This window comes from Aliivibrio salmonicida LFI1238, from assembly GCF_000196495.1.
In the GTDB taxonomy this organism is placed as follows: domain Bacteria; phylum Pseudomonadota; class Gammaproteobacteria; order Enterobacterales; family Vibrionaceae; genus Aliivibrio; species Aliivibrio salmonicida.
In genome coordinates, this window is record NC_011312.1 from 1,834,020 (window position 1) to 1,854,928 (window position 20,909).

18 protein-coding genes and 1 pseudogene are annotated in these 20,909 nt (G+C 37.6%); 6 read left to right on the plus strand and 13 right to left on the minus strand.

The window, feature by feature from the left end:
- Positions 1–8 precede the first annotated feature (8 nt).
- On the plus strand, positions 9–671 hold the full coding sequence (locus VSAL_RS09110; protein ID WP_231850824.1) for a GGDEF domain-containing protein: 663 nt from the start codon (positions 9–11) through the stop codon (positions 669–671).
- Between the two features lie 160 nt (positions 672–831).
- Here VSAL_RS09110 and VSAL_RS09115 read toward each other — a convergent pair whose 3' ends face one another.
- Complete coding sequence (locus VSAL_RS09115; RefSeq protein WP_044583452.1) at positions 832–1,665, minus strand: CvfB family protein; 834 nt, start codon at positions 1,663–1,665, stop codon at positions 832–834.
- An 89-nt stretch (positions 1,666–1,754) separates the two neighbouring features.
- Between VSAL_RS09115 and VSAL_RS09120 the strand changes: the two genes are divergently transcribed.
- Complete coding sequence (locus VSAL_RS09120) at positions 1,755–3,110, plus strand: hypothetical protein (protein WP_012550330.1); 1,356 nt, start codon at positions 1,755–1,757, stop codon at positions 3,108–3,110.
- A 152-nt stretch (positions 3,111–3,262) separates the two neighbouring features.
- On the opposite strand, the gene VSAL_RS09125 is transcribed toward VSAL_RS09120, so the two are convergent.
- Positions 3,263–4,147: a putative PEP-binding protein gene (locus VSAL_RS09125; protein WP_012550331.1), complete on the minus strand. Its 885-nt coding sequence runs from the start codon at positions 4,145–4,147 to the stop codon at positions 3,263–3,265.
- A 221-nt stretch (positions 4,148–4,368) separates the two neighbouring features.
- On the opposite strand from VSAL_RS09125, the gene VSAL_RS09130 reads away from it, so the two are divergent.
- Both VSAL_RS09130 and VSAL_RS09135 read left to right on the plus strand, forming a co-directional pair.
- Positions 4,369–5,421 carry a 3-deoxy-7-phosphoheptulonate synthase gene (locus VSAL_RS09130; protein ID WP_012550332.1) on the plus strand — a complete coding sequence of 351 codons (1,053 nt, stop codon included), beginning with the start codon at positions 4,369–4,371 and terminating at the stop codon, positions 5,419–5,421.
- Positions 5,422–5,436: 15 nt separating this feature from the next.
- Complete coding sequence (locus VSAL_RS09135; protein ID WP_012550333.1) at positions 5,437–5,919, plus strand: YajQ family cyclic di-GMP-binding protein; 483 nt, start codon at positions 5,437–5,439, stop codon at positions 5,917–5,919.
- A 69-nt stretch (positions 5,920–5,988) separates the two neighbouring features.
- Here the strand turns inward: VSAL_RS09135 and VSAL_RS09140 are convergent, their stop codons facing one another.
- From VSAL_RS09140 to pheS, 5 genes are all read right to left on the minus strand, one after another.
- Positions 5,989–7,770, minus strand: a complete 1,782-nt coding sequence (locus tag VSAL_RS09140) for a M3 family oligoendopeptidase (RefSeq protein ID WP_012550334.1) — start codon at positions 7,768–7,770, stop codon at positions 5,989–5,991.
- Positions 7,771–7,879: 109 nt separating this feature from the next.
- Positions 7,880–8,893, minus strand: coding sequence for a succinylglutamate desuccinylase (locus VSAL_RS09145; protein WP_012550335.1), 1,014 nt, complete (start codon positions 8,891–8,893; stop codon positions 7,880–7,882).
- 202 nt (positions 8,894–9,095) lie between these two features.
- Positions 9,096–9,392, minus strand: coding sequence for an integration host factor subunit alpha (gene ihfA, locus VSAL_RS09150; protein WP_012550336.1), 297 nt, complete (start codon positions 9,390–9,392; stop codon positions 9,096–9,098).
- 523 nt (positions 9,393–9,915) lie between these two features.
- Complete coding sequence (pheT, locus tag VSAL_RS09155) at positions 9,916–12,303, minus strand: phenylalanine--tRNA ligase subunit beta (RefSeq protein ID WP_012550337.1); 2,388 nt, start codon at positions 12,301–12,303, stop codon at positions 9,916–9,918.
- Positions 12,304–12,320: 17 nt separating this feature from the next.
- A complete protein-coding gene (gene pheS, locus VSAL_RS09160) occupies positions 12,321–13,304 on the minus strand; it encodes a phenylalanine--tRNA ligase subunit alpha (protein WP_012550338.1) in 984 nt (327 codons plus the stop codon).
- 363 nt (positions 13,305–13,667) lie between these two features.
- Between pheS and VSAL_RS09165 the strand changes: the two genes are divergently transcribed.
- The gene (locus VSAL_RS09165; protein ID WP_044583268.1) at positions 13,668–15,833 is read left to right on the plus strand and encodes a TonB-dependent hemoglobin/transferrin/lactoferrin family receptor; all 2,166 of its coding nucleotides are present in this window, start codon (positions 13,668–13,670) and stop codon (positions 15,831–15,833) included.
- 43 nt (positions 15,834–15,876) lie between these two features.
- Here VSAL_RS09165 and VSAL_RS09170 read toward each other — a convergent pair whose 3' ends face one another.
- Complete coding sequence (locus tag VSAL_RS09170; RefSeq protein WP_231850825.1) at positions 15,877–16,143, minus strand: hypothetical protein; 267 nt, start codon at positions 16,141–16,143, stop codon at positions 15,877–15,879.
- 276 nt (positions 16,144–16,419) lie between these two features.
- Between VSAL_RS09170 and VSAL_RS22815 the strand changes: the two genes are divergently transcribed.
- A protein-coding gene (locus VSAL_RS22815) for an IS630-like element ISVsa8 family transposase (RefSeq protein ID WP_085941784.1) occupies positions 16,420–17,426 on the plus strand; the annotation gives its coding sequence in 2 pieces (ribosomal slippage) (positions 16,420–16,798 and positions 16,798–17,426; 1,008 coding nt in all).
- 6 nt (positions 17,427–17,432) lie between these two features.
- Here VSAL_RS22815 and VSAL_RS09185 read toward each other — a convergent pair.
- From VSAL_RS09185 to VSAL_RS22820, 5 genes and pseudogenes are all read right to left on the minus strand, one after another.
- A pseudogene (locus VSAL_RS09185) lies at positions 17,433–18,023 on the minus strand (hypothetical protein); the annotation flags it as partial.
- 29 nt (positions 18,024–18,052) lie between these two features.
- On the minus strand, positions 18,053–18,784 hold the full coding sequence (locus VSAL_RS09190) for a hypothetical protein (RefSeq protein WP_012550339.1): 732 nt from the start codon (positions 18,782–18,784) through the stop codon (positions 18,053–18,055).
- Positions 18,785–18,813: 29 nt separating this feature from the next.
- A complete protein-coding gene (locus VSAL_RS09195; protein ID WP_044583269.1) occupies positions 18,814–19,545 on the minus strand; it encodes a hypothetical protein in 732 nt (243 codons plus the stop codon).
- Positions 19,532–20,260: a hypothetical protein gene (locus tag VSAL_RS09200; RefSeq protein WP_012550341.1), complete on the minus strand. Its 729-nt coding sequence runs from the start codon at positions 20,258–20,260 to the stop codon at positions 19,532–19,534. The genes VSAL_RS09195 and VSAL_RS09200 overlap by 14 nt, the downstream gene beginning before the upstream one ends.
- Positions 20,253–20,876: a hypothetical protein gene (locus VSAL_RS22820; RefSeq protein ID WP_148234223.1), complete on the minus strand. Its 624-nt coding sequence runs from the start codon at positions 20,874–20,876 to the stop codon at positions 20,253–20,255. The genes VSAL_RS09200 and VSAL_RS22820 overlap by 8 nt, the downstream gene beginning before the upstream one ends.
- Between the last annotated feature and the right edge of the window lie 33 nt (positions 20,877–20,909).

The following is a 20,909-nucleotide window of genomic DNA, read 5'->3' on the forward strand; positions in this document are numbered from 1 at the left end:
GGTTATTCTTGGAACCTAGGATTTACTACCCACATCTTGATTGGGCTATTGTCTCGGGGATATCTCGAGATGAATTAAACCGCCCAACAAACACGCTTCTATACAGCTTACTTGCCTTAGTATTAAGCTTGATTACAATTATTGGAACCCTACTCTTACTTCTGAGTAAGCGTCACAAGAAACTCATTAACATACTGAATCGTGATTATTTAACCGGCTTATATAACCGTGGTACCTTTCATAAGAAAGTGTCACCATTAATAAAATCAAATAATAAATTCACGCCCTATTCAATTGTGTTATTAGACATCGACTTATTTAAACGCATTAATGACACTTACGGCCATATTGTGGGTGATAAAGTGATCAGCATTGTCGGAAAGATTATTTTGCAGCACACCCATATTATTTCTTCTCGCTATGGTGGCGAAGAATTTATTTTCTTTATTAGAGAGAATGATGAAGCGAAGGTAATGGCGTTTACTGACAAAATCCGACAACAAATTAATAACTACAATGCGTTACAAGCGAACATTACATTAAGCGCGGGGATAGCAACCATAAATAAGCCGGATGTATTGTTAGATGATGTTATAGAACAAGCAGATAAAGCGTTGTATTACTCGAAGAATACCGGGCGTAATAAAATCACACATTACAAAAACATTTAAAAAAGAATAGCGTTGAAGTGGACAAATGATTGGCTTGTACTAATCTCAATAATGTAATGTTCTCCATTAATTAGCGCAAGGCTCTCACTAGAGCTCTTCCCTAAGCCCGTGACTAGGAATCGTCTCGGGCTCTTTTTTTAGGGAAGCGACTCAACTAATATTAAACTAAGCGAATACCATCTTTTTCAATAGTAATTTTACCTGCTTTATATAGGCCGCCTATCGTCTTCTTGAATGTACCTTTACTTGTTCTGAACTCAGCAAAGATAGCTTCTGGTGTTGACTTATCACTTAGAGGTAAGAAACCTTCTTTTTTCTCTAGTGTTGCGATTACTTTTTCACTTAACTCATCCATACGAGCCACACCTGGGCGCTGTAGAGATAATGAGATTTTACCGTCTTCACGCATTTCTGCAATAAAGGCTTTTAGTTGCTTACCAATGAAAAGCTTACCAAATACATCAGAGTGGAAAATCAAACCCCAATGCTCGCCATTGATTACGGCTTTGTAGCCAAGATCAGTGCGTTCTGCAATTAAGATATCAACCTGTTGGCCTTTCTCATAATTAGCAGGCGTATTATCTAACCATTTGTTAAAACGAGTAGTACCGACAATACGGCTAGATGCTTTATCGATGTATACGTAAACAAGGATGGTTTGACCTTCATCTAAGCGGCCACGTTGCTCACTGAATGGCACTAATAAATCTTTTTTAGCGATGCCCCAATCAACAAATGCACCAATACTATTGGTACCAATCACGTTCATTAAACCAAATTGTCCAACTTGTGCTTTTGGTGTTTCTGTTGAAGCGACCACTTCATTTTCTGAATCAAGATAAATAAACACATCAAGCGTTTCGCCTACATCTGTGCCTTCTGGAACAAAACGACTTGGAAGAAGAATCGAACCGTAATCTCCGCCATCTAAAAAGACACCAAAATCTACCGTTTTTGTTACTTCTAATTTGTTGATTTGACCAATTTTAATCATTACTTCAATTCCTAAATAAAATACTCGGCGATTATACCCGAACTCTGATATGCTTGCTGTATGAATTACCATTTTTATAGGAATTTCCTGTGATTACAGTTGGTAAGAAAGATGGCTTATCACTAAAAATATCCCACATCGTTGAAGAATCTAAGCAGCATGAGCTTGAGATGTATCTTTTTATTCCTGGAGAGTTAGGTTTAAACAAAGACATGGTTTCTGAATCTGAATTTTATTTCAGCTCAATTCAAAGCCAGCGTACCTATTTCAGTGATAAAAACCATCTTCCCCTTGTCCACTCTCGCTTAGCTCAACGTGGACGTTTATCAACTGAACAATATCGTTTAAGTTTGAGTTTGTATGCTTATCAATATGCACTTGCCTTAGAAAAAGCCGTACAGCAACTGAATGAAACTTCCCGTGAAAACATTACGCATAAAGAAGTGGATGATGCGATCGATCTCGCCATCGATATTCTTAGAAAGTTACGACGTAACGTACCTTATGAAGATAATTTAAAACGTTACTATGCCAATATCGATAATTATTTATCTTGGTACACTGAGCAACGTTTTCTTTCATTACTTGCTCATATGCCAAGAAATGAAGAATATAAACTTGTAAAAGAACGCTTAATTGATATCTGTGAAAAAGAAGTATTACACCGTTTAGATAAGAGCTATAACTCACGAAAAGCACGTGATGACATTACTCGAATGTCGAATAAAATGCGTTTATTACGTCGTTTAATCGAGTTCCCTATTGTATTAAAAGAGAAAAACTTTGCACTAGGTAAGCATATTAAACGAATGGTGAAAGGCGGCGCAACCGCTGTTGTTATGATTTTTGTTTCATTGATGGTGATTCAAGCGCGCGGTTTCTTAGGTGAAATTACCGCCTCCTTTATTTTTGCGATCTCTTTTATCTACGCGATGCGTGAAGTATTTAAAGATGACTTACGTGATGTAATGTGGCGCTGGATACGTAAAGGCCAACCAAAATGGCGTAAACGTTATTTTGATCCTACAACCAACAGTTACGTTGGTAGAAAATTAGAATGGCTAGATTACATGACATTTGTCGAGCTCGATTCTGAAATTCAAAAACTGCGTAAACATCGAGTAGTTCAACGTGAAGAAGTGGTTTTAAGCTATAAAAGCCAAACAAAGATGGCAATCACTAAATTTATGACTGGGTATGAACAAACCCGTGAAACCATGCTCATTGATCTTCGCCCTATTGCACGTTTAATGGAAAAAGGGTCTGAAAAGATCTATCAGTTAAATGAAGGGCAAGTCAGTAAAGAATCGGTTGAAAAACGTCATCTAATTAACTTAATCATTCGAGAAACGATGGATGACTACAGTACTCAACTTCACCGTTGGAAGATTGTCGTTAACCGCTCTAAAATTGTCGATATCGAAAAAATATCAGATAACAACTAAATAGCTTCATCTCTGAATGAGTTCGTTGTTATTTATTAAAAAGAACCTGAAATTAAAAAGCCTCCACTCATTGTTTTTTGAGTTGGAGGCTTTTTACTATCAATCGTCAACGTGTTCTAAAACGAGACAAATACAATGGTTAAGCGTATTAATTACGCAGTAACAACCACATCGGTTGCATTCAATTGATCCAATAGCTCTTGAACTCGCGTATTTTGAGCCAATTCATCAATGGTTATCATTACGGGTTTATTGGCTTTATTCGCCGCTTGAATTGCATAACTGATCAAATGTAATACGGCTTCATTCTGTGGTTCAAAATGATGCTCTAGCGCTTCATTTTGTTTATCTACACCCAGTGTAAACTGCGTTAACGTATCAACATTAACAACCAAACCATCAAAATATTGTAATAATTTCTCAGCCATTAATGATGCAGCAGGTACATCACACACAAAGTGTACTTTTAGGCCATTCAGTCCACGAGGCAAACCATAAATCGCTAAACGGTCAATAATCGTAGCTGCGTCACTTAAGTTGCGAACAAATGGAACGACAATTTGAACCACTGCCGAAGTTGAAGCAATGACTTTTTTAATTACAGCACACTCTAATGCAAATTGCTCAGAACTTTCATCCGATGCATAACGTGTTACACCACGAACGCCCATCATTGGGTTCATTTCTTTTGGTTCTAATTGACCAACAAGTAAGCCTGAAAACGCACTGCTGTCTGCATCAGAAAAAGCAATTTTCACTTCTTTTGTTTCGTCAGTAATATTGTCAAGAATCACAGTAGATAACGTATCAACAAAATGGGTTTTACCATCAGATGCACTTTCTATTATTGCCGCAAGACTTTGCGCATCAATGTCACTCATCTTTGGCGTATTAATCACGGCCTTTGGATGATAAAACAAATGCTCTTGAATAAGCCCTGCGATAGACACATACAAAGATGCATTTGAATCGGTGCTTGATTGATAAGACGGTAAACTAGCTACGCGAGTTAACGTTGGTAAAATAGTATTAGTCATGCTTGCTCCAATGAACTCATTGATTCAGTTTAATTATATTTATGAATGATTACATGTTATTTATGTTGAACATACCGATACATTAACAACAACTCAAGCCTAAAAGATACAATAGCTTAACTTTTCCTTATCTATACACATATCAATCAATTTTTGGGTTTCATCCCTCTTGATTTTCCGTTATCTTACTCTAGTGTATTAAAAGAATTACAGGCGAAACTATGCCATTGCAAACAGATGAACTTCGTACTCAGCCTTTAGGCCCAATGCCTACTCCCGCTGAATTAACTGCTGCCTATCCTCTTACTGACGATGTTGCCGAACACATTGAGCAATCTAGAGCTCAAGTTGAAGCAATTTTAACGGGTGAAGACAAACGACTTTTAGTCATTGTTGGCCCGTGCTCAGTACATGATACTAAAGCCGCAATGGACTACGCTGAACGTTTAGCTAAGATCCAAGAATCGTATAAAAATGAGCTTTTCATTGTTATGCGTACGTACTTTGAAAAACCACGTACGATTGTAGGTTGGAAAGGTCTTATTACCGATCCAAACCTTGATGGTAGTTATGCTCTTGAGGCCGGTCTTCATAAAGCACGTAAACTATTACTGAACATAAATAAACTGGGTTTAGCTACAGCGACTGAGTTTTTAGATATGATCACTGGCCAATATATTTCTGACTTGATCACGTGGGGTGCCATTGGCGCTCGTACTACTGAGTCTCAAATACACCGTGAAATGGCATCAGCCCTTTCTTGTCCTGTTGGATTTAAAAACGGTACCAATGGTAATACTCAGATTGCGATGGATGCTATCCGCGCTTCTAAGGCTTCTCATTACTTCTACTCTCCAGATAAACAAGGCCGCATGACGGTATACCGCACTGCTGGTAACCCTTTTGGTCATGTTATCTTACGTGGTGGTAGCGACAAACCAAACTATGATATTGATTCTGTAACAGATGCCTGCAAACGGTTAGAAGAAGTAAATTTACCTCCTCATCTGATCGTTGATTTTAGCCACGCTAACTGTGAGAAACAACACCGTCGTCAACTTGATGTTGCAAAAGATATTTGTAATCAAATTGAATCTGGCAGCAATCAAGTTGTTGGTATTATGGCTGAAAGCTTTTTAATTGAAGGCAATCAACCAATGACGGATTTAAATAACCTAACTTATGGCCAATCGATCACTGATCCATGCCTAAGTTGGGAAGATACTGTGACTATGTTAGACATGCTATCAAACTCTATTAAAACCTCTCGTTAATTTAAAGGATAAACTATGCCTGCTTTTGATATCGTTTCTGAAGTTGATAATGTTGAACTAAAAAATGCAGTAGATAACGCTACTCGTGAATTAGCTACTCGTTTCGATTTCCGTGGTGTTGATGCTAGCTTTGAATTGAAAGGCGAAAACATCAAGATTAAAGCGGAAGATGACTTTCAGCTAACGCAACTTGTTGATATTTTACGTGGTAACCTTGCGAAACGTGGCGTTGATGCACGTTCAATGGATGTAAAAGACGCGGTTCACTCTGGTAAAAACTTTTACCAAGACATCGACTTTAAACAAGGTATTGATCCTCTTATCTCTAAGAAATTAGTGAAAGAAATCAAAGCATCAAAAGTTAAAGTTCAAGCCGCTATCCAAGGTGAACAATTACGTATTACGGGTAAAAACCGTGACGACCTTCAAGCTGCAATGGCTATAGTTCGTGAAGGTGACTTTGGTCAACCATTCCAATTCACTAACTTTCGTGACTAATATTAAATCAACACCATTTTGATTTAATAAAAATAAAGCGTCTACATGTAGACGCTTTATTATTTTCTACTATCCAATCAATCGCTCAAATTCATCAATTTGTTTACTTACCCTATCCAAACTCTGCTGCCAAAAAAACTCTTTCGTTAAATCCATTTGCAAATGCTTATTCACGACGTCTTCTGCACGCATTGAGCCAGTATCACGCAATAAATTAACATAATCACGATAAAAGCTATCCCCTTTTGCTTCTCGTTGTGCGTATACACCGATGCTAAATAGATAACCAAATAAATACGGGTAATTATAAAAACTCACCTCAGGAATGCTGAAATGTAATTTACTTGCCCAGAATAATGAATCAGGTTCTGACATTGAATCACCATACCAATCATTCCACGTTTTACTCATTAACTCTGACAGTTGCTCTGGCCCTAACTCCTGAGTTGAGCGTTGTTCATAAAATGATTTTTCAAATTCATAACGTACTGGAATATTTATCGTTAATGCTAAAGCGGAAGATAACTCCTCCCATAACATTTCTATTTTATCTTCTTTTGTTTTCGCCTTTGCCAATAACGCATCACGAACTGCATTTTCTGCAAAAATAGAGGCGGTTTCCGCTAATGTCATTGGGTACTTTGTTTTACATAAAGGCATGTCTCGCATTACCCAATTATGGAATGCATGACCTAATTCATGAGCAAGCGTTAATACATCCGACATACTGTCACCCCACGTCATAAAGACTAGAGGTGTGCGCGAATCTGCAAACTTAGTACAATACGCACTAAGACGTTTAGTCGATTGCGGTGCTGCATCGATCCAACCATTAGTTACCATCAGAGCCACAAAATCGGCCATTTCTTGAGATACGCTGCCAAATGCCTCTTTAATGATATCTATCGCTTCATCAAAAGAATAAGTAGAAGCACTTCCACTCAATGGAGGCATTGAAGCAAGTTGATCCCAAGGTGTTAGCTTCTCAGTACCAAACATTTTAGCCATTAAACGTGCCGCTTTTTGTCCTACAGCACGATTTTTCTTTGCTACTGACATCATGCTATCTAATGTTGCTTGTTCTATACGGCTACCATGTAAACTTGACTCCAAAAAATGTACTGACGCTGTTGCGCTTCGTTTTTCATATTCAGCTAACCGCCACCCCGATAACGCATTTAAAATGGCAGACAAACTCTCTTGATTTTGTTTCATTGCTAATTGAATTGCTCGCCATGCTGGTTCTCTACGGTTTTCATCACTTCCGTATAAAATACTTGCAGCTTGCGATAAACCAATGGTTTCTTGCTCTCCATTAGACAGCGCTAACGTCACGGTCATAGAACCGGTAATATTATCGTATAAACGGCCCCATGCATTTTTACCATCAACACTCATAGCAGAGAGAAGCTGCTCTTCTTTAACACTCAAACGTGTCGCAATAAGCTTCCTTTCTTCTTCTAATAAGAAACGTTGGGCTTCTAATTCTTCACTGTATGATAGAACCTCTTCAAATAAAGCGGTTGGTGAATTCACTATCGCATCAAGATAAGGGCTAAAAGCTTGTGATAATTCGGATGACAATTTATTCATCTTATTCACAAGCGCTTTTGCTTGGTTATCAGACGCATCAACAGAAGCAATACAATTACCATAACTCGCCACTGTTGCAAGTAACACTGAAATGGATTCTCTGTCTAAAATCGCTTGTTGTAATGCACTAGCATGTAATTCAGCAGTCGAACTGAAAAGCGTCTTTATTTTTTGTTCAATAGTAATGATTGTCGCATCTAATTTTGGATCATTTAATGATTCAAAAGCAACGGAAAGATCCCAGCTAGGAGCTGTCATAATACGGTCCTTTATTCGCGTTTTATTATATAAAGCCAATAGTACCCATTAAGTACTCAATATCTTCAGCTCTCTTTTTTTCGTTATTTACTGCATTATTTACATCATATTAATTATCTATTTTTTGGACTAATAGACAAGCTCGATGCCCAATTTCAACATTAGAATTAGGGAAAACAACATTTTCGCCACCACCGCTAGCATAACATTTTTGACTCCCATCAGAAGAAAGTAACTGCCCTTCATTAAACAACGTAAAATTAGCTAAATCCGCAGGGAAGTGAAATTCAAAGTCATTACTTTTCTTTATGATGCTTCGAGTTACTTCATACTCAATTAACGATGAACTGTGTTTGTCCATATCAACATTCAATTCATTAGTCACTGTTTCAGAAGTACTAATAAACCCTCTTAATCCATGAATGAAATCAGCCAACGGTTCAAAATCATTCTCACCCAGTTTCGCTACTTTTCCTAATTCGATGGTGGCCGCATGCGCTCCATGATATTCAGCACTGTACCAACTGAAAGTGGATGCCGGTGCTTCAGAGAATAAACACGCTTCAATCTGACTGTCATTTAGAAAAGAAAGTAATTTATCAGAACGTTGATAATGACGATTAAAAGGATGTATCGCGAAGGTATAATGCATTGAACGACGAATTGCACAGTGTAAATCTAAATGCCACATGTCGTCTGCATTATGCTTCTGATAAAAAGTATCAACTTGATTCATCAGAGAATTCGCTAATGCGACCTCTTTAATTTCTGAATTATCATTATGATAGCCAGTAAATAAACGATTTAAATTGGTGTCTAAAAAACGCTGCTCTTCTAAGGTCGCTTGAGGGTGACCATAAATAAATAAACATGAGTCATTTAAACACAGTTTTCCGGATTGAATATCAATAAGGATGGAGTCTAGAATTTCGATAGGTGAGGTTTCATTACCATGAATACCAGAAGAAAGGATAATGGCTCTATTTGAACATTTAGGTGGCACAACTTCAACGACACCCCTGATGTGCTGAATCACCACCGTTCCGTTCGCTAATTCCCATGAACGTGAAGATATTGATTTAGTAAGATCTAAAGTATCTTTAATAAATGACGTATATTCCATCTGAATTACTCTTCCTTGGTAAAATATTCAACCAAGAAACAGTACCATTAATGAAACATAAAATTAACAATATCTATTCCAGAATGTGAGTTTACCCTTTTGGTTTCTAGTATAAGATGGGTATTATTAATTCTTAGTGGCATAAAAAAAGCCGCATGATTATCATACAGCTTCATTTATTCTACGGCCAAAGCCGGCATTATTATTTTTCTACAGGCAGATCTTCAACACGTGCTTTCAATTTCTGGCCTGGTTTGAACGTGACTACCCGGCGTGCTGAAATTGGAATGTCTTCACCCGTTTTTGGGTTACGTCCTGGTCGCTCGCTCTTTTCGCGTAAGTCAAAATTACCAAAACCAGATAATTTCACTTGTTCGCCACTCTCTAGAGCTTGCTTAATCTCTTCGAAAAATACTTCTACCGTTTCCTTGGCGTCGCGTTTACTTAATCCAACTTTTTCAAATAAGGTCTCAGCCAAATCAGCTTTAGTGAGTGCCATAAAAACTACCCTCAGGTTACGTTAGGACAGAGTTACAGTATTTACTGTAACCGGAAAACTTAATAGTTAGAACAATGACATAAGATTAAACTAACTGATCACAGTGTATGCCAACTGACTGATTTTCGCCAACTTTTTTATGTGATAAAGCGCTACATTTATAATACAAAAAATAAATTATCGCTTTATTTCAATCATGAACTTTCAGTTATTGCTTAAACATATCACTATAGCAGTTAATCTAACTGATTTTTTACACAAAATCGATATATATATCTATTTTCAATAAGTGTGACATGATGCCGAAATTTATTAATAATTTTAATATTAATCCATCCATTTGATTGTGAAAGAGATTAGTTTCCTTTTTATATCAATAAAAAACACATGCTATTGTCGATTCACATTCATGAACAGGATTAAATACTCCCCTATTATTTATAGGTTCGATTATAAAAAAAATCCAGTATCAACCTTCATTGATACTGGATTCATTGTGTTTATATTTAGCTAAAAGAGCTAATTAGTCACGCAGTGTTGCTGAGAACTTCTCACCAATTGCCGCAACGATAGCGTCAACAGCTGAAGTGATATCAGCCTCTTCTAATGTACGCTCAACAGATTGAAGTGTCAGTGCGATTGCCAGACTCTTCTTATCATCTTCAACACCTTGACCGCGGTAAACATCAAACAATTTCGCGCTAGTTAATAACTCGCCACCTGATGCTAAACACTCAGCAACGATGTCACCAGAAGCAATGGCTTCATCAGCAACAATCGCGATATCACGACGGTTTGCAGGGAACTTAGATACTGCTGCCGCTTCAGGGATAACGCGAGTGTTGATTGCGTCCCACTCGATTTCAAACATGATTGTACGACCGTTCAAGCCAAACTTACGCTCTAGCTCTGGGTGTACTGTACCGATGAAACCCACTTCTTTTCCGTCAACAACGATAGCCGCTGTTTGACCTGGGTGAAGTGCTGGGTGTTGTGCTGCTTTAAACTCGTACGCTAATTCGTTAGCAGTTAGTTCAAGTACAGCTTCTAAATCGCCTTTAAGGTCGAAAAAGTCAACGGTGTTTGTTGCGATATCCCAATGCTCTTCACCACGAGTACCAGCGATGATACCAGCAAGCATCATTTCTTGACGCATGCCGTTTTCTGCTGATTCTTCAGGAATAAAACGTAAACCAGATTCGAATAAACGAACGCGTGGTTGTTGACGTTTTTGGTTATGAACAACGGTATTGATCAAACCAGTCCATAGGCTTAGACGCATCGCTGACATGTCTGCTGAAATTGGAAATGGCAGAATTAACGGCTCAATCTCAGGCACGATCAGTTTTTGCTGCTCTGGCTCTACGAAGCTGTAGGTAATTGCTTCGTGGTAGCCACGGTCCACAAGAAGATCACGAACACGCTTAAGCGGTTGGTTTGCTTCTTTATGAAGATTCATGTTTAACGCAGCAACTGGGGCTTGGTTTGGAATGTTATTGTAACCGTAGATACGACCTACTTCTTCAATTAGGTCTTGCTCGATTGCAATATCAAAACGCCATGATGGAGATGTTGCTGTCCAACCTGTATCCGTTGTCTCAACAACACAACCTAAACGAGTAAGGATCTCAACCACATCTGTTGATGGGATATGATGACCTAAAAGACCGTCTAGTTTGCTGCGACGTAACGCAACGGTGCTTTCTTTTGGAAGATCGGCTTCAGATTCAGCCGCAGAAATAGGCGCAACTTCACCACCACAAAGTTCAACAAGAAGCTGTGTTGCACGCTCCATCGCTGTTGCTTGTAATGTAGAATCAACACCACGCTCAAAACGTAGAGATGAATCTGTATGTAGACCGTATGCACGAGCGCGACCACGGATGTGATCAGGTGCGAAGAATGCACACTCAAGCATGATATCTGTTGTTTCAGACGTAACACCGGATTCTTTACCACCAAAGATACCAGCAATTGCTAGTGCTTTGTTTTGGTCAGCGATAACAAGTGTATTGCTGTTTAGTTTTGCTTCGTTGCCATCAAGAAGAGTTAATTTCTCATCTTGTTCAGCCATACGAACCACAATACCGCCGTCGATCTTAGACAGATCAAACGCGTGCATTGGTTGGCCTTGCTCAAGCATTACATAGTTTGTAATATCAACAATCGCATCGATTGAACGAATACCGCAACGACGCAGTTTCTCTTGCATCCAAATTGGCGTTTCCGCTTTTGCGTTTACGTTCTTGATAACACGACCAAGGTAACGTGGACACGCCTCCGTTGCTTTAATGTCAATAGAAACGGTATCTTCAATGCTTGTAGCTACCGCTTCAATAGTTGGTTCTGTTACGTCTGCACGGTTAAGAACACCGACTTCACGAGCTAAACCACGAATGCTGAAACAGTCCGCACGGTTTGCTGTTAGGTCAACATCGATAGCAACATCGTTAAGCTCAAGAAGCTCACGAACGTCCATACCTAATGTAGAGCCTTCTGGTAATTCTAAAATACCGTCAGATTCAACATCAATACCTAGCTCAGAGAAAGAACAAAGCATGCCGTGTGATGGAACACCACGTAGTTTTGCTTTCTTAATTTTGAAGTCACCCGGAAGGACTGCGCCAACCGTTGCTACTGCTACTGTTAGGCCAAGACGACAGTTAGAGGCACCACAAACGATGTCTAAAAGCTCTTCTTCGCCGATATCAATTTTAGTTACACGAAGTTTGTCTGCGTCTGGGTGTTGACCACACTCAACCACTTTACCTACTTTAACGCCGGTGAACTCACCAGCAACAGGTGCAACTTCATCAACTTCCAAACCAGCCATTGTGATTTGGTGAGCTAGCTCTTCGCTGTTAATAGCAGGTTTAACCCACTCGCGTAGCCAAGATTCACTGAATTTCATAAATTTCTAGCCCCGAATTACTTGAATTGTTTAAGGAAACGAAGGTCGTTCTCGAAGAACGCACGAAGGTCATTTACGCCGTAACGAAGCATAGTTAGACGCTCAACACCCATACCAAACGCAAAGCCTGAGTATTTTTCAGGGTCGATGCCAACAGAGCGAAGTACGTTAGGGTGAACCATGCCACAGCCTAATACTTCTAACCACTTGCCATCTTTACGTTTCACATCAACTTCAGCAGAAGGTTCTGTGAATGGGAAAAATGAAGGACGGAAACGCACTTCAACTTCTTCTTCAAAGAAATTACAAAGGAAATCGTGAAGAATACCTTTAAGTTGTGCAAAGTTTACGTTCTCATCAACTAACATACCTTCCACTTGGTGGAACATTGGTGTGTGAGTTTGATCGTAATCGTTACGGTAAACACGACCCGGAGCGATGAAACGGAATGGGGGTTTGCCATTTTCCATTGTACGGATCTGAACACCTGAAGTGTGCGTACGCAGCATTAAATCAGGGTTAAAGAAGAACGTATCGTGATCAGTACGCGCAGGGTGATCATCAGCAATGTTCAATGCATCGAAGTTATGGAATGCATCTTCGATCTCAGGACCAGACTCAGTACTAAAGCCTAACTCACCAAAGAATTGCTCAATACGCTCAACGGTACGAGTAACTGGGTGTAAACCACCGTTCTCGATACGACGGCCCGGAAGGCTTACATCGATAGTTTCAGCAGCAAGTTTCGCTTCAAGCTCTGCAGTTTGAAGAGAGTCTTTACGCTCACCTAATAACGTTTGAACAGTCTGCTTCGCTTTATTGATCAATTGACCCGCTTCACGACGTTCTGTCGGATCTAGTTTTCCTAGACCTTGAAGCTGAAGTGTCAAATGCCCTTTTTTACCTAAATATTGAACACGGACTTCGTCCAGAGCGACTAAAGAGCCTGCTTGTTCAATTTCTGCCGTTGCATTGGCAATGATCTCGTCTAGATGTTGCATCGTTTCCTCATCCACTTACTAGTGGTATCCGTTGCGAGTAAAATACATATTACTGTACATACTAATGAATCAGAGCGCTAAATCCAAATTGAATTGAAGTAAAAGATTCAATCTTATACAAAAAAGCGATTTTACTTTATCAAAAGCGTTATCTTTCACCAGTTTGTTACCTCTTTTCTCTATTTATTTTTCTATTTTAACCTCTTGTACTCATGACAATTCCCCTCATAGAAGAAAAAAACAAAAGATCAAATGAAAATGATAGTAATTATCATTCGCACTATGTATCATTCTTCCAAATTATGAGAATAGACAACTTCAAGGAATTATCATGTCTAATAAAAAACGCTTTTAGCAGCCTCTATTTTAATCGCAATAGCCCCCTCACTTCATGCTGAAACCTCTCCAAACAAAAATACGACGATGTTTGATGAGGTTGTTGTTTCTGCTACCCGTACAGAGCAAAACATTAAAGATGTTTCCAGTTCTATTTCGAAAATAACGTCTGATGACATTGAAAATACAATGGCAACAGATATTCAAGATGCATTAAAATATACCCCAGGAGTTAGAGCTAACGGTGGTGGTCGTTTTGGTTTATCAGGGTTTACAATTCGCGGCATGAGCGATAGCCGAATTAAAGTACTTGTGGATGGTGTCCAACAACCTACCTCTTACAACCCCGGCTCAAACGAGCAGCGTAAATACCCAAGTACTATTGAGATTGATACGTTAAAAGCGATTGAGGTAAATAAAGGCCCCTCTTCTACCCTTTATGGCTCTGATGCGCTTGGTGGCACCGTTCTAATGGAGACTAAAAATCCTGACGATATTTTAAGAACCGAGGGAGATGAAAACGCTTTTGAAGTAAAAACAGGCTATAACAGCGTAGACTCAAGCACAAAGACAACGGGTACTTGGGCAATGCGTGCCGCAGAACTAGAAACTCTAGTTATGTTAACGTATAAAAAAGGCAGTGAATCACAAACTCATTCTAATGGTGCTAATATTGAAGGACCAAATCGTGGAGCGGCAAACCCAGCGGATGCACAAATTGGTAACCTTCTCGCTAAAGCTTTCTACCAATTAAATGATTCACACCGCATCGGCACGACTGTGGAATATTACACCTCTCAATATGATGAAGATGAGCTTTCCCAAAATGGTTATTCTATGATGAGTAGAGGGGTGCCTATCATTACTTATTATGATAACTACAACAAGGACACAACAACTCGATTACGCGTTGGTTTAGAGCATGAATGGACAGCTAATAATGCGCTATTCGATACGCTAGAATCAAAATTAAATGTACAACAAACTGAATCATTATCTGAAAACTATGATACTTCAACTGGACCTTACGGCAGTGGTCGCCGTATGCGTGAACGTATTGCTAACGATGATTCAATCCAATTTGACGCACAGTTTGATAAAATCGCCGAGTTTGGAGAAGGTTTCCACCAAATAACTTACGGCCTAAGCTTTAGACAAAACAAGTTTGCAACTGAAAACACCGATTATAAATACGACCAAGGCACATCTGGCCCCGGGCATACCGATATGCCAGATGCAACAATGACTCAATATGGTATTTTTGCACAAGATCAAGCTTTCTTACTTGATGAACAGTTAGTGCTAACCGCTGGTTTACGCTATGACTCATTTGAAGCTAAACCAGAAACCAATGACGGTTTTAAAACAGAATATCCTGACAGTAAAAATGACGCTTTTACGGCTAAATTAGGTTCGGTTTATCATATAAACAATAACTTCAGTGTACTTGCTCAAGTCAGCCAAGGCTTTAAAGCCCCTACTCTACAAGACATGTATTATTTCTATGACAGTGGCGCTGTTATAGATGCTAACCCAGATCTTAAAGCCGAAAGCAGCATCTCTTATGAAACAGGGATTCGAGCACAATCAAATGCCGCACAAGTTGAATTAATTGCTTTCTATAATGATTATTCTGATTTCATCAATGAGCAGTATATAGGCAAAGTTGTTGGTGGTCCTAATGATGGTAAAGATCATTACACTAAAGAAAATATCGACTCTGTAGAAATTTACGGTGTTGAATTTAGTTCTACCTACCTATTAGATGAAGCCTTTGATGCGCCTCAAGGTACGTACTCTAAGTTAAGTATTGCGTATGCTGAAGGCCGAGATAAAAAGACGGGAGCATCAATAGACAGCGTTGCTCCACTCACATCAAATCTAGGTTTAGGTTATGACTCTGTCGGCTATACTTACGGTGCTTTATTAAATGTAAATATGGTTGCAGCAAAAGATAAATGGTCAAACGTTGGCCATGAAAACATCAATGTTTCAGGCTATACCTTGGTTGATTTAACTGCTTACTATAAACCAATGAAAGATTTGACGCTTCGTGGCGGTTTATTCAATGCATTTGATAAACAGTACTGGCTATATAATGACATGATTGGTACTGAAGCTGGTGAAGATGGGATTGACCGTCAAGCTCAAGCAGGTCGTAACTGGGGTATTGAGTTAGATTATAAATTCTAACAATGAATAAAACTCAACGTTAATTGACTAGTTCAAAGCGGCATCATAACCGCTTTTTTATGTTTGTTGCATTATGAAAATAACGTGATACCAGAGCCATAGCTATACCCATTAGCAATAACGGAATTATCGTCTCGCTATCTTTAATAAGTAAATATAGGCCACCATAAACAATTAATGATGAGCCAATAGCAATCATCCAGCGCAAAGCATAGCTAGCCCTATCACACCTTATAGCTTCCCATTGATAGATTATAGGTAACTCATGAAGTTCACGCTCAAGTTCTAATTCATTGTCTTTATCATGCATGATTTAACGTATCCTTTATAACTTCACATCAATCTTGATCCATTGGATGTAAGAACTCTTTAAATTTTTCATGCTCATAAATATCATCTTCTTTCTCAACCTCATAAAAATGACCATTTGGATAGAATTCTTTTAAAGTATTAAAAATATCATCTACATTATCTTTATTAAGTAGTTAATGATAAGTTTTCGAGAATGAAGATTTCGCCTTTACCATATATCCATATATCCATATGGTATTAAAATGAGTATTTTAACGTCAGTGTCTATATCATAATGAAAGCAGTTAATCCTTTAACAGACAATGAAAAAATAACCCTAAAAGAAGCGATCGCTAATCATCCAAAAAATAGAGTAAGAATACGAGCACATGCGATTATTCTCAGTGATAAAGGCTACTCTATTTTAGCGTTAACTGATATTTTAGACGCTAAATTTGAGACCATATCGTCATGGATAGACCATTGGGAAGCCTGTGGAATGCTCGGATTGTATGACGCTGTTCGTATAGGTAGAAAACCTATTTACACAGAAGCAGAAGTATATCGTTTGAAGTCATTGGTTGATGAAGAGCCACATCAACTTAAACGAGCACAAGCAATACTTGAAGAAGAAACAGGTAAAAAATCCAGCTTAGACACTATTAAACGAAATATAAAAAAAGTGATTACAGTTACAAAAGAGCCCGACACTCATTAAAGTTAAAGCGTGACGATATGAAATTCAATAATTTCAGTAATATATTGAATTCATTGATTGAAATGGAACGTACGAATAAATGTGAACTCTTTTATTTTGATGAGTCAGGCTTTAGTCAGAAATCTAATCTTCCTTATTGTTGGGGACCTATCGGTGTTCAATCGCTAAGGCCTGCTCATTCACACAGCAAACGGCTCAATGTTCTTGGCTTCTTAAGTAGACAAGGTAAATTGAGTTTTCAAACAACGGAAGGAAGAGTAACTACCGATACAGTAATTGATGCATTTGAGCACTTTATCAACGCACGAAAAAACGATAAGCCATGCTTTATTATCTTAGATAATGCCTCTTTTCATAGGTCAGCAAAATTTAAACAAAAATTGCATGAGTGGTTGATGAATGATGTATTAGTTTGTTATCTACCACCGTACTCTCCAGAGCTCAATATCATTGAGATATTGTGGAAGAAAGTAAAATATGAATGGTTACCATGTGAAGCGTTCAAAACGTTTGAAGACCTCAGTATTAACATCAAAAACATATTAAATTATTACGGCGAAAAATTCACAATAACTTTTGCGTGACTACTTACAAAAAATACTATCCAATGACAAAAACAACGTTGAGTTTGGTGTGATATCAATATAATTTTCTTTGTTTGCTTTAAATATCGCGGACTCATCAAAATACAACGTTTCAAACAACATAGGTTTTAATCTAAAGTTAACCAGTTTAAATGAGAGTAACGCACTCGCCCCTGCTCCAATGAACGCCATAGGGCCAACAAAAACAACTGCAATCAAACATACAACGACCCCCACTCGACCTATCATTCGTATACATTTATATGCATACTCAGGTACCACATCTGCCTGCTCAGTTAATATTCCGTTTTTGGTGAACTTGTAAATCCGCTTTATGTCTGCTGATGCAAAAAAAATAAAAAATAGTGTCATTATGGTTCCACCACCACCAAATATAATGGCTTCACCTGCGTCTATTCCATCATCACTAAAATCATATAAAAACCAAAGCATCACACTGAAAAAACCAGCTGCCGCAAAATATCCCAAATATTGATGCTCTATGGTTTCATACTCATAGAATACTTCTTCGTTGTATAAGGCCATTCTCATGGTTTCTATTTTATCGTTATTGTCTATATCTTTATGAGTTAGCATGATTTAACCGTATCCATTACTATTTCACATCAATCCTGATCCATTGGATGTAAGAACTCTTTATATTTATAATGGGAATAAATATCATCTTCTTCCTCTACCTCATAAAAATGACCATTTGGATAAAAATCCCTCAAGGTATTGAAAATATCATTTGCATGTTTTTTATTGCAAAAAATACCATCCAATGACAGTAATAATTGAGTATTTGGAACTATCGTTATATAGTTTATTTTTGATGATTTAATTATCACTGACTCATCAAAATACAAAGTTTCAAACATCATAGGTTTCAACCTAAAGTTAATCAGTTTGAATGAGAGTAACGCGCTGGCCCCTGCTCCAATGAACGCCATGGGACCAATAAAAACAACTGCAACTAAACATACAACAACACCCACTCGACCTATCATTCGTATGCATTGATAAGCATACTTAGGCACCACATCTGCTTGCTCGGTTAATATTCCGTTTTTAGTGAACTTGTAAATCCGCTTTATGTCTGCAGAAGCAAAAAAAATTAAAAATAGTGTCATTATGGTTCCACCACCACCAAATATAATGGCTTCACCTGCGTCTATTCCATCATCACTAAAATCATATAAAAACCAAAGCATCACACTGAAAAAACCGGCTGCTGCAAAATATCCTAAATATTGATGCTCTATAGTTTCATACTCATAAAGTACTTCTTCGTTGTATAAGGCCATTCTCATGGCTTCTATTTTATCGTTATTATCTATATCTTTATGAGTTAGCATTATTTAACCGTATCCATCACTATTTAACATCAATCTTGATCCATTGGATGTAAGAACTCTTTATATTTATAATGGGAATATATATCATCTTCTTCCTCTACCTCATAAAAATGACCATTTGGATAAAACTCCCTTAAGGTATTAAAAATATCATTTGCATTTTTTTTATTGCAAAAAATACCATCCAATGACAGTAATAATTGAGCATTTGGAACTATCGTAATATAGTTTATTTTTGATGATTTAATTATCACTGACTCATCAAAATACAACGTTTCAAACATCATAGGTTTCAACCTAAAGTTAACCAGTTTGAATGAGAGTAATGCACTCGCCCCTGCTCCAACAAACGCCATAGGACCAACAAAAACAACAGAAATCAAACATACAACGACACCCACTCTACCTATCATTCGTATACATTTATATGCATACTCTGGCACAACATCTGCCTGCTCAGTTAATATTCCGTTTTTAGTGAACTTGTAAATCCGCTTTATATCTGCTGAACCAAAAAAAATAAAAAACAATGTCATGAAAATGGTGAGTAAACTAAATGCAACAATACCACCGGTATCAAGCATCTCTTGACTAAAATCATATAACATCCAACTCATAACACTAAAAAAACCAATACCAGCAAAATACCCCAAATATTGATGCTCTATGGTTTCATACTCATAAAGTACTTCTTCGTTGTATAAAGCCATTCTCATGGTTTCTATTTTATCGTTATTATCTATGTTTTTATGAGTTAGCATGATTGATGCTCAGATTCTCAGAGGGTTCAAATGGACCGTAATTATCGATTTCCTTAGAATTATTGATTTCAAAGTATCTGCTTTTACGGAAAACACTTAATAGGTGTTTCTTTATTTCTTCTCGATCTTTAGGAGAATAAAATAATGCTTCGTATGAATTATATAAATCATATGGATGACTTATAATTGCAAAAGTATCCTCTTTTCTAATATCAAATAATGTATATTCATCAGAAAAAAGTATATATGATTTGCTGATTTTTGACTCAAACCCTGTCATTTTAAATGACAACAATGCACAAGCTCCTGCCCCAACAAAAGCCATCGGCCCTATTATAGTTATAGCCAAAAAACTTACCGCCACACCAAACCAAGCAAAACCTCTCATCACTTTATACGCCATTTCAGGAATTATCTGCTCTGTTGTAAAATGAATACCCACACCCGTTAAATAAAATTTATGGGTGCAATCTGAAAACCATAAATAACGAACAACAAACATCATTATGAATGCTATAAAAAGAAATGGCACCACGGCACTTATATTATTGATTAATAATAATATACTTATTGGAAAGAACGGAATAAATATACCTAACAGCCATTGAGTTAATGATGTTTTATTTCCATAAAAACCAGTGTACTCCCATTGATAAATAACCTTTGTATGATAAAGATCATTTTTTAGCTTTAATTCAAGCTCTTTATTATCCATTATCATTACCCCCAAGAACTAAAAGTCGGCTGATGAACTCATTCCTAATTTTTATATCAGTAAATATTCTAACTAAGATACCTCCTTCATTACTTCCTAGTGCTAAATAATATATATTGCTACTAATATTAGAATTTAACCTCTGGAATGGCATCTTCAATTCAACTTCTACACTATCTTTTATCGTGCCACCGAGCGTAATAGCATAACGGGGGGAGTCATTACCTTCTTTGATCCATTGACCAGCTTGTTCATCAACTACAATTGGTTTCAATTTCTCTGACTGCTTAAAACTATATTGAAATGTTGGGGTATACGGAATACGTTTTATCTTTAATTCTATATATTTATTTTTAGTAAACGATGGGAGATCAATAATTAATTGCCATTGCATACTTCCAGGATCTTGTGAATGAGTTGGCTTTCTTCCTATAATTTTTCTTAAGCTTAGCTGTGGTTTATGTAATATAGAGTCTAATCTACTTACTGCTTCAATTTTATCCCACTGTAGATCTCCTTTTCCCCAACAGGATTCATAAAGCCAATTTTGTAATTCTGTACGTGTAAATAAATTAATAATCATTATAGATATAAGATATAAAGATCCAGTTACCATTAGTGTACCCATCATCCAAGGAGCTAAAATAGA

Coding starts and splice junctions, on each gene's coding strand:
- VSAL_RS09200 (WP_012550341.1), bottom strand. CDS start 20,260: ATGGATAATAAAGAGCTTGAATTAAAGCTAAAAAATGATCTTTATCAT.
- VSAL_RS09125 (WP_012550331.1), bottom strand. CDS start 4,147: ATGACTAATACTATTTTACCAACGTTAACTCGCGTAGCTAGTTTACCG.
- ihfA (WP_012550336.1), bottom strand. CDS start 9,392: ATGGCACTCACTAAAGCTGATTTGGCTGAGACCTTATTTGAAAAAGTT.
- VSAL_RS09145 (WP_012550335.1), bottom strand. CDS start 8,893: ATGGAATATACGTCATTTATTAAAGATACTTTAGATCTTACTAAATCA.
- pheT (WP_012550337.1), bottom strand. CDS start 12,303: ATGAAATTCAGTGAATCTTGGCTACGCGAGTGGGTTAAACCTGCTATT.
- VSAL_RS09140 (WP_012550334.1), bottom strand. CDS start 7,770: ATGACAGCTCCTAGCTGGGATCTTTCCGTTGCTTTTGAATCATTAAAT.
- VSAL_RS09195 (WP_044583269.1), bottom strand. CDS start 19,545: ATGCTAACTCATAAAAACATAGATAATAACGATAAAATAGAAACCATG.
- VSAL_RS22820 (WP_148234223.1), bottom strand. CDS start 20,876: ATGGTAACTGGATCTTTATATCTTATATCTATAATGATTATTAATTTA.
- VSAL_RS09135 (WP_012550333.1), top strand. CDS start 5,437: ATGCCTGCTTTTGATATCGTTTCTGAAGTTGATAATGTTGAACTAAAA.
- VSAL_RS09115 (WP_044583452.1), bottom strand. CDS start 1,665: ATGATTAAAATTGGTCAAATCAACAAATTAGAAGTAACAAAAACGGTA.
- VSAL_RS09170 (WP_231850825.1), bottom strand. CDS start 16,143: ATGCATGATAAAGACAATGAATTAGAACTTGAGCGTGAACTTCATGAG.
- VSAL_RS09130 (WP_012550332.1), top strand. CDS start 4,369: ATGCCATTGCAAACAGATGAACTTCGTACTCAGCCTTTAGGCCCAATG.
- VSAL_RS09190 (WP_012550339.1), bottom strand. CDS start 18,784: ATGCTAACTCATAAAGATATAGATAATAACGATAAAATAGAAGCCATG.
- pheS (WP_012550338.1), bottom strand. CDS start 13,304: ATGCAACATCTAGACGAGATCATTGCCAATGCAACGGCAGAAATTGAA.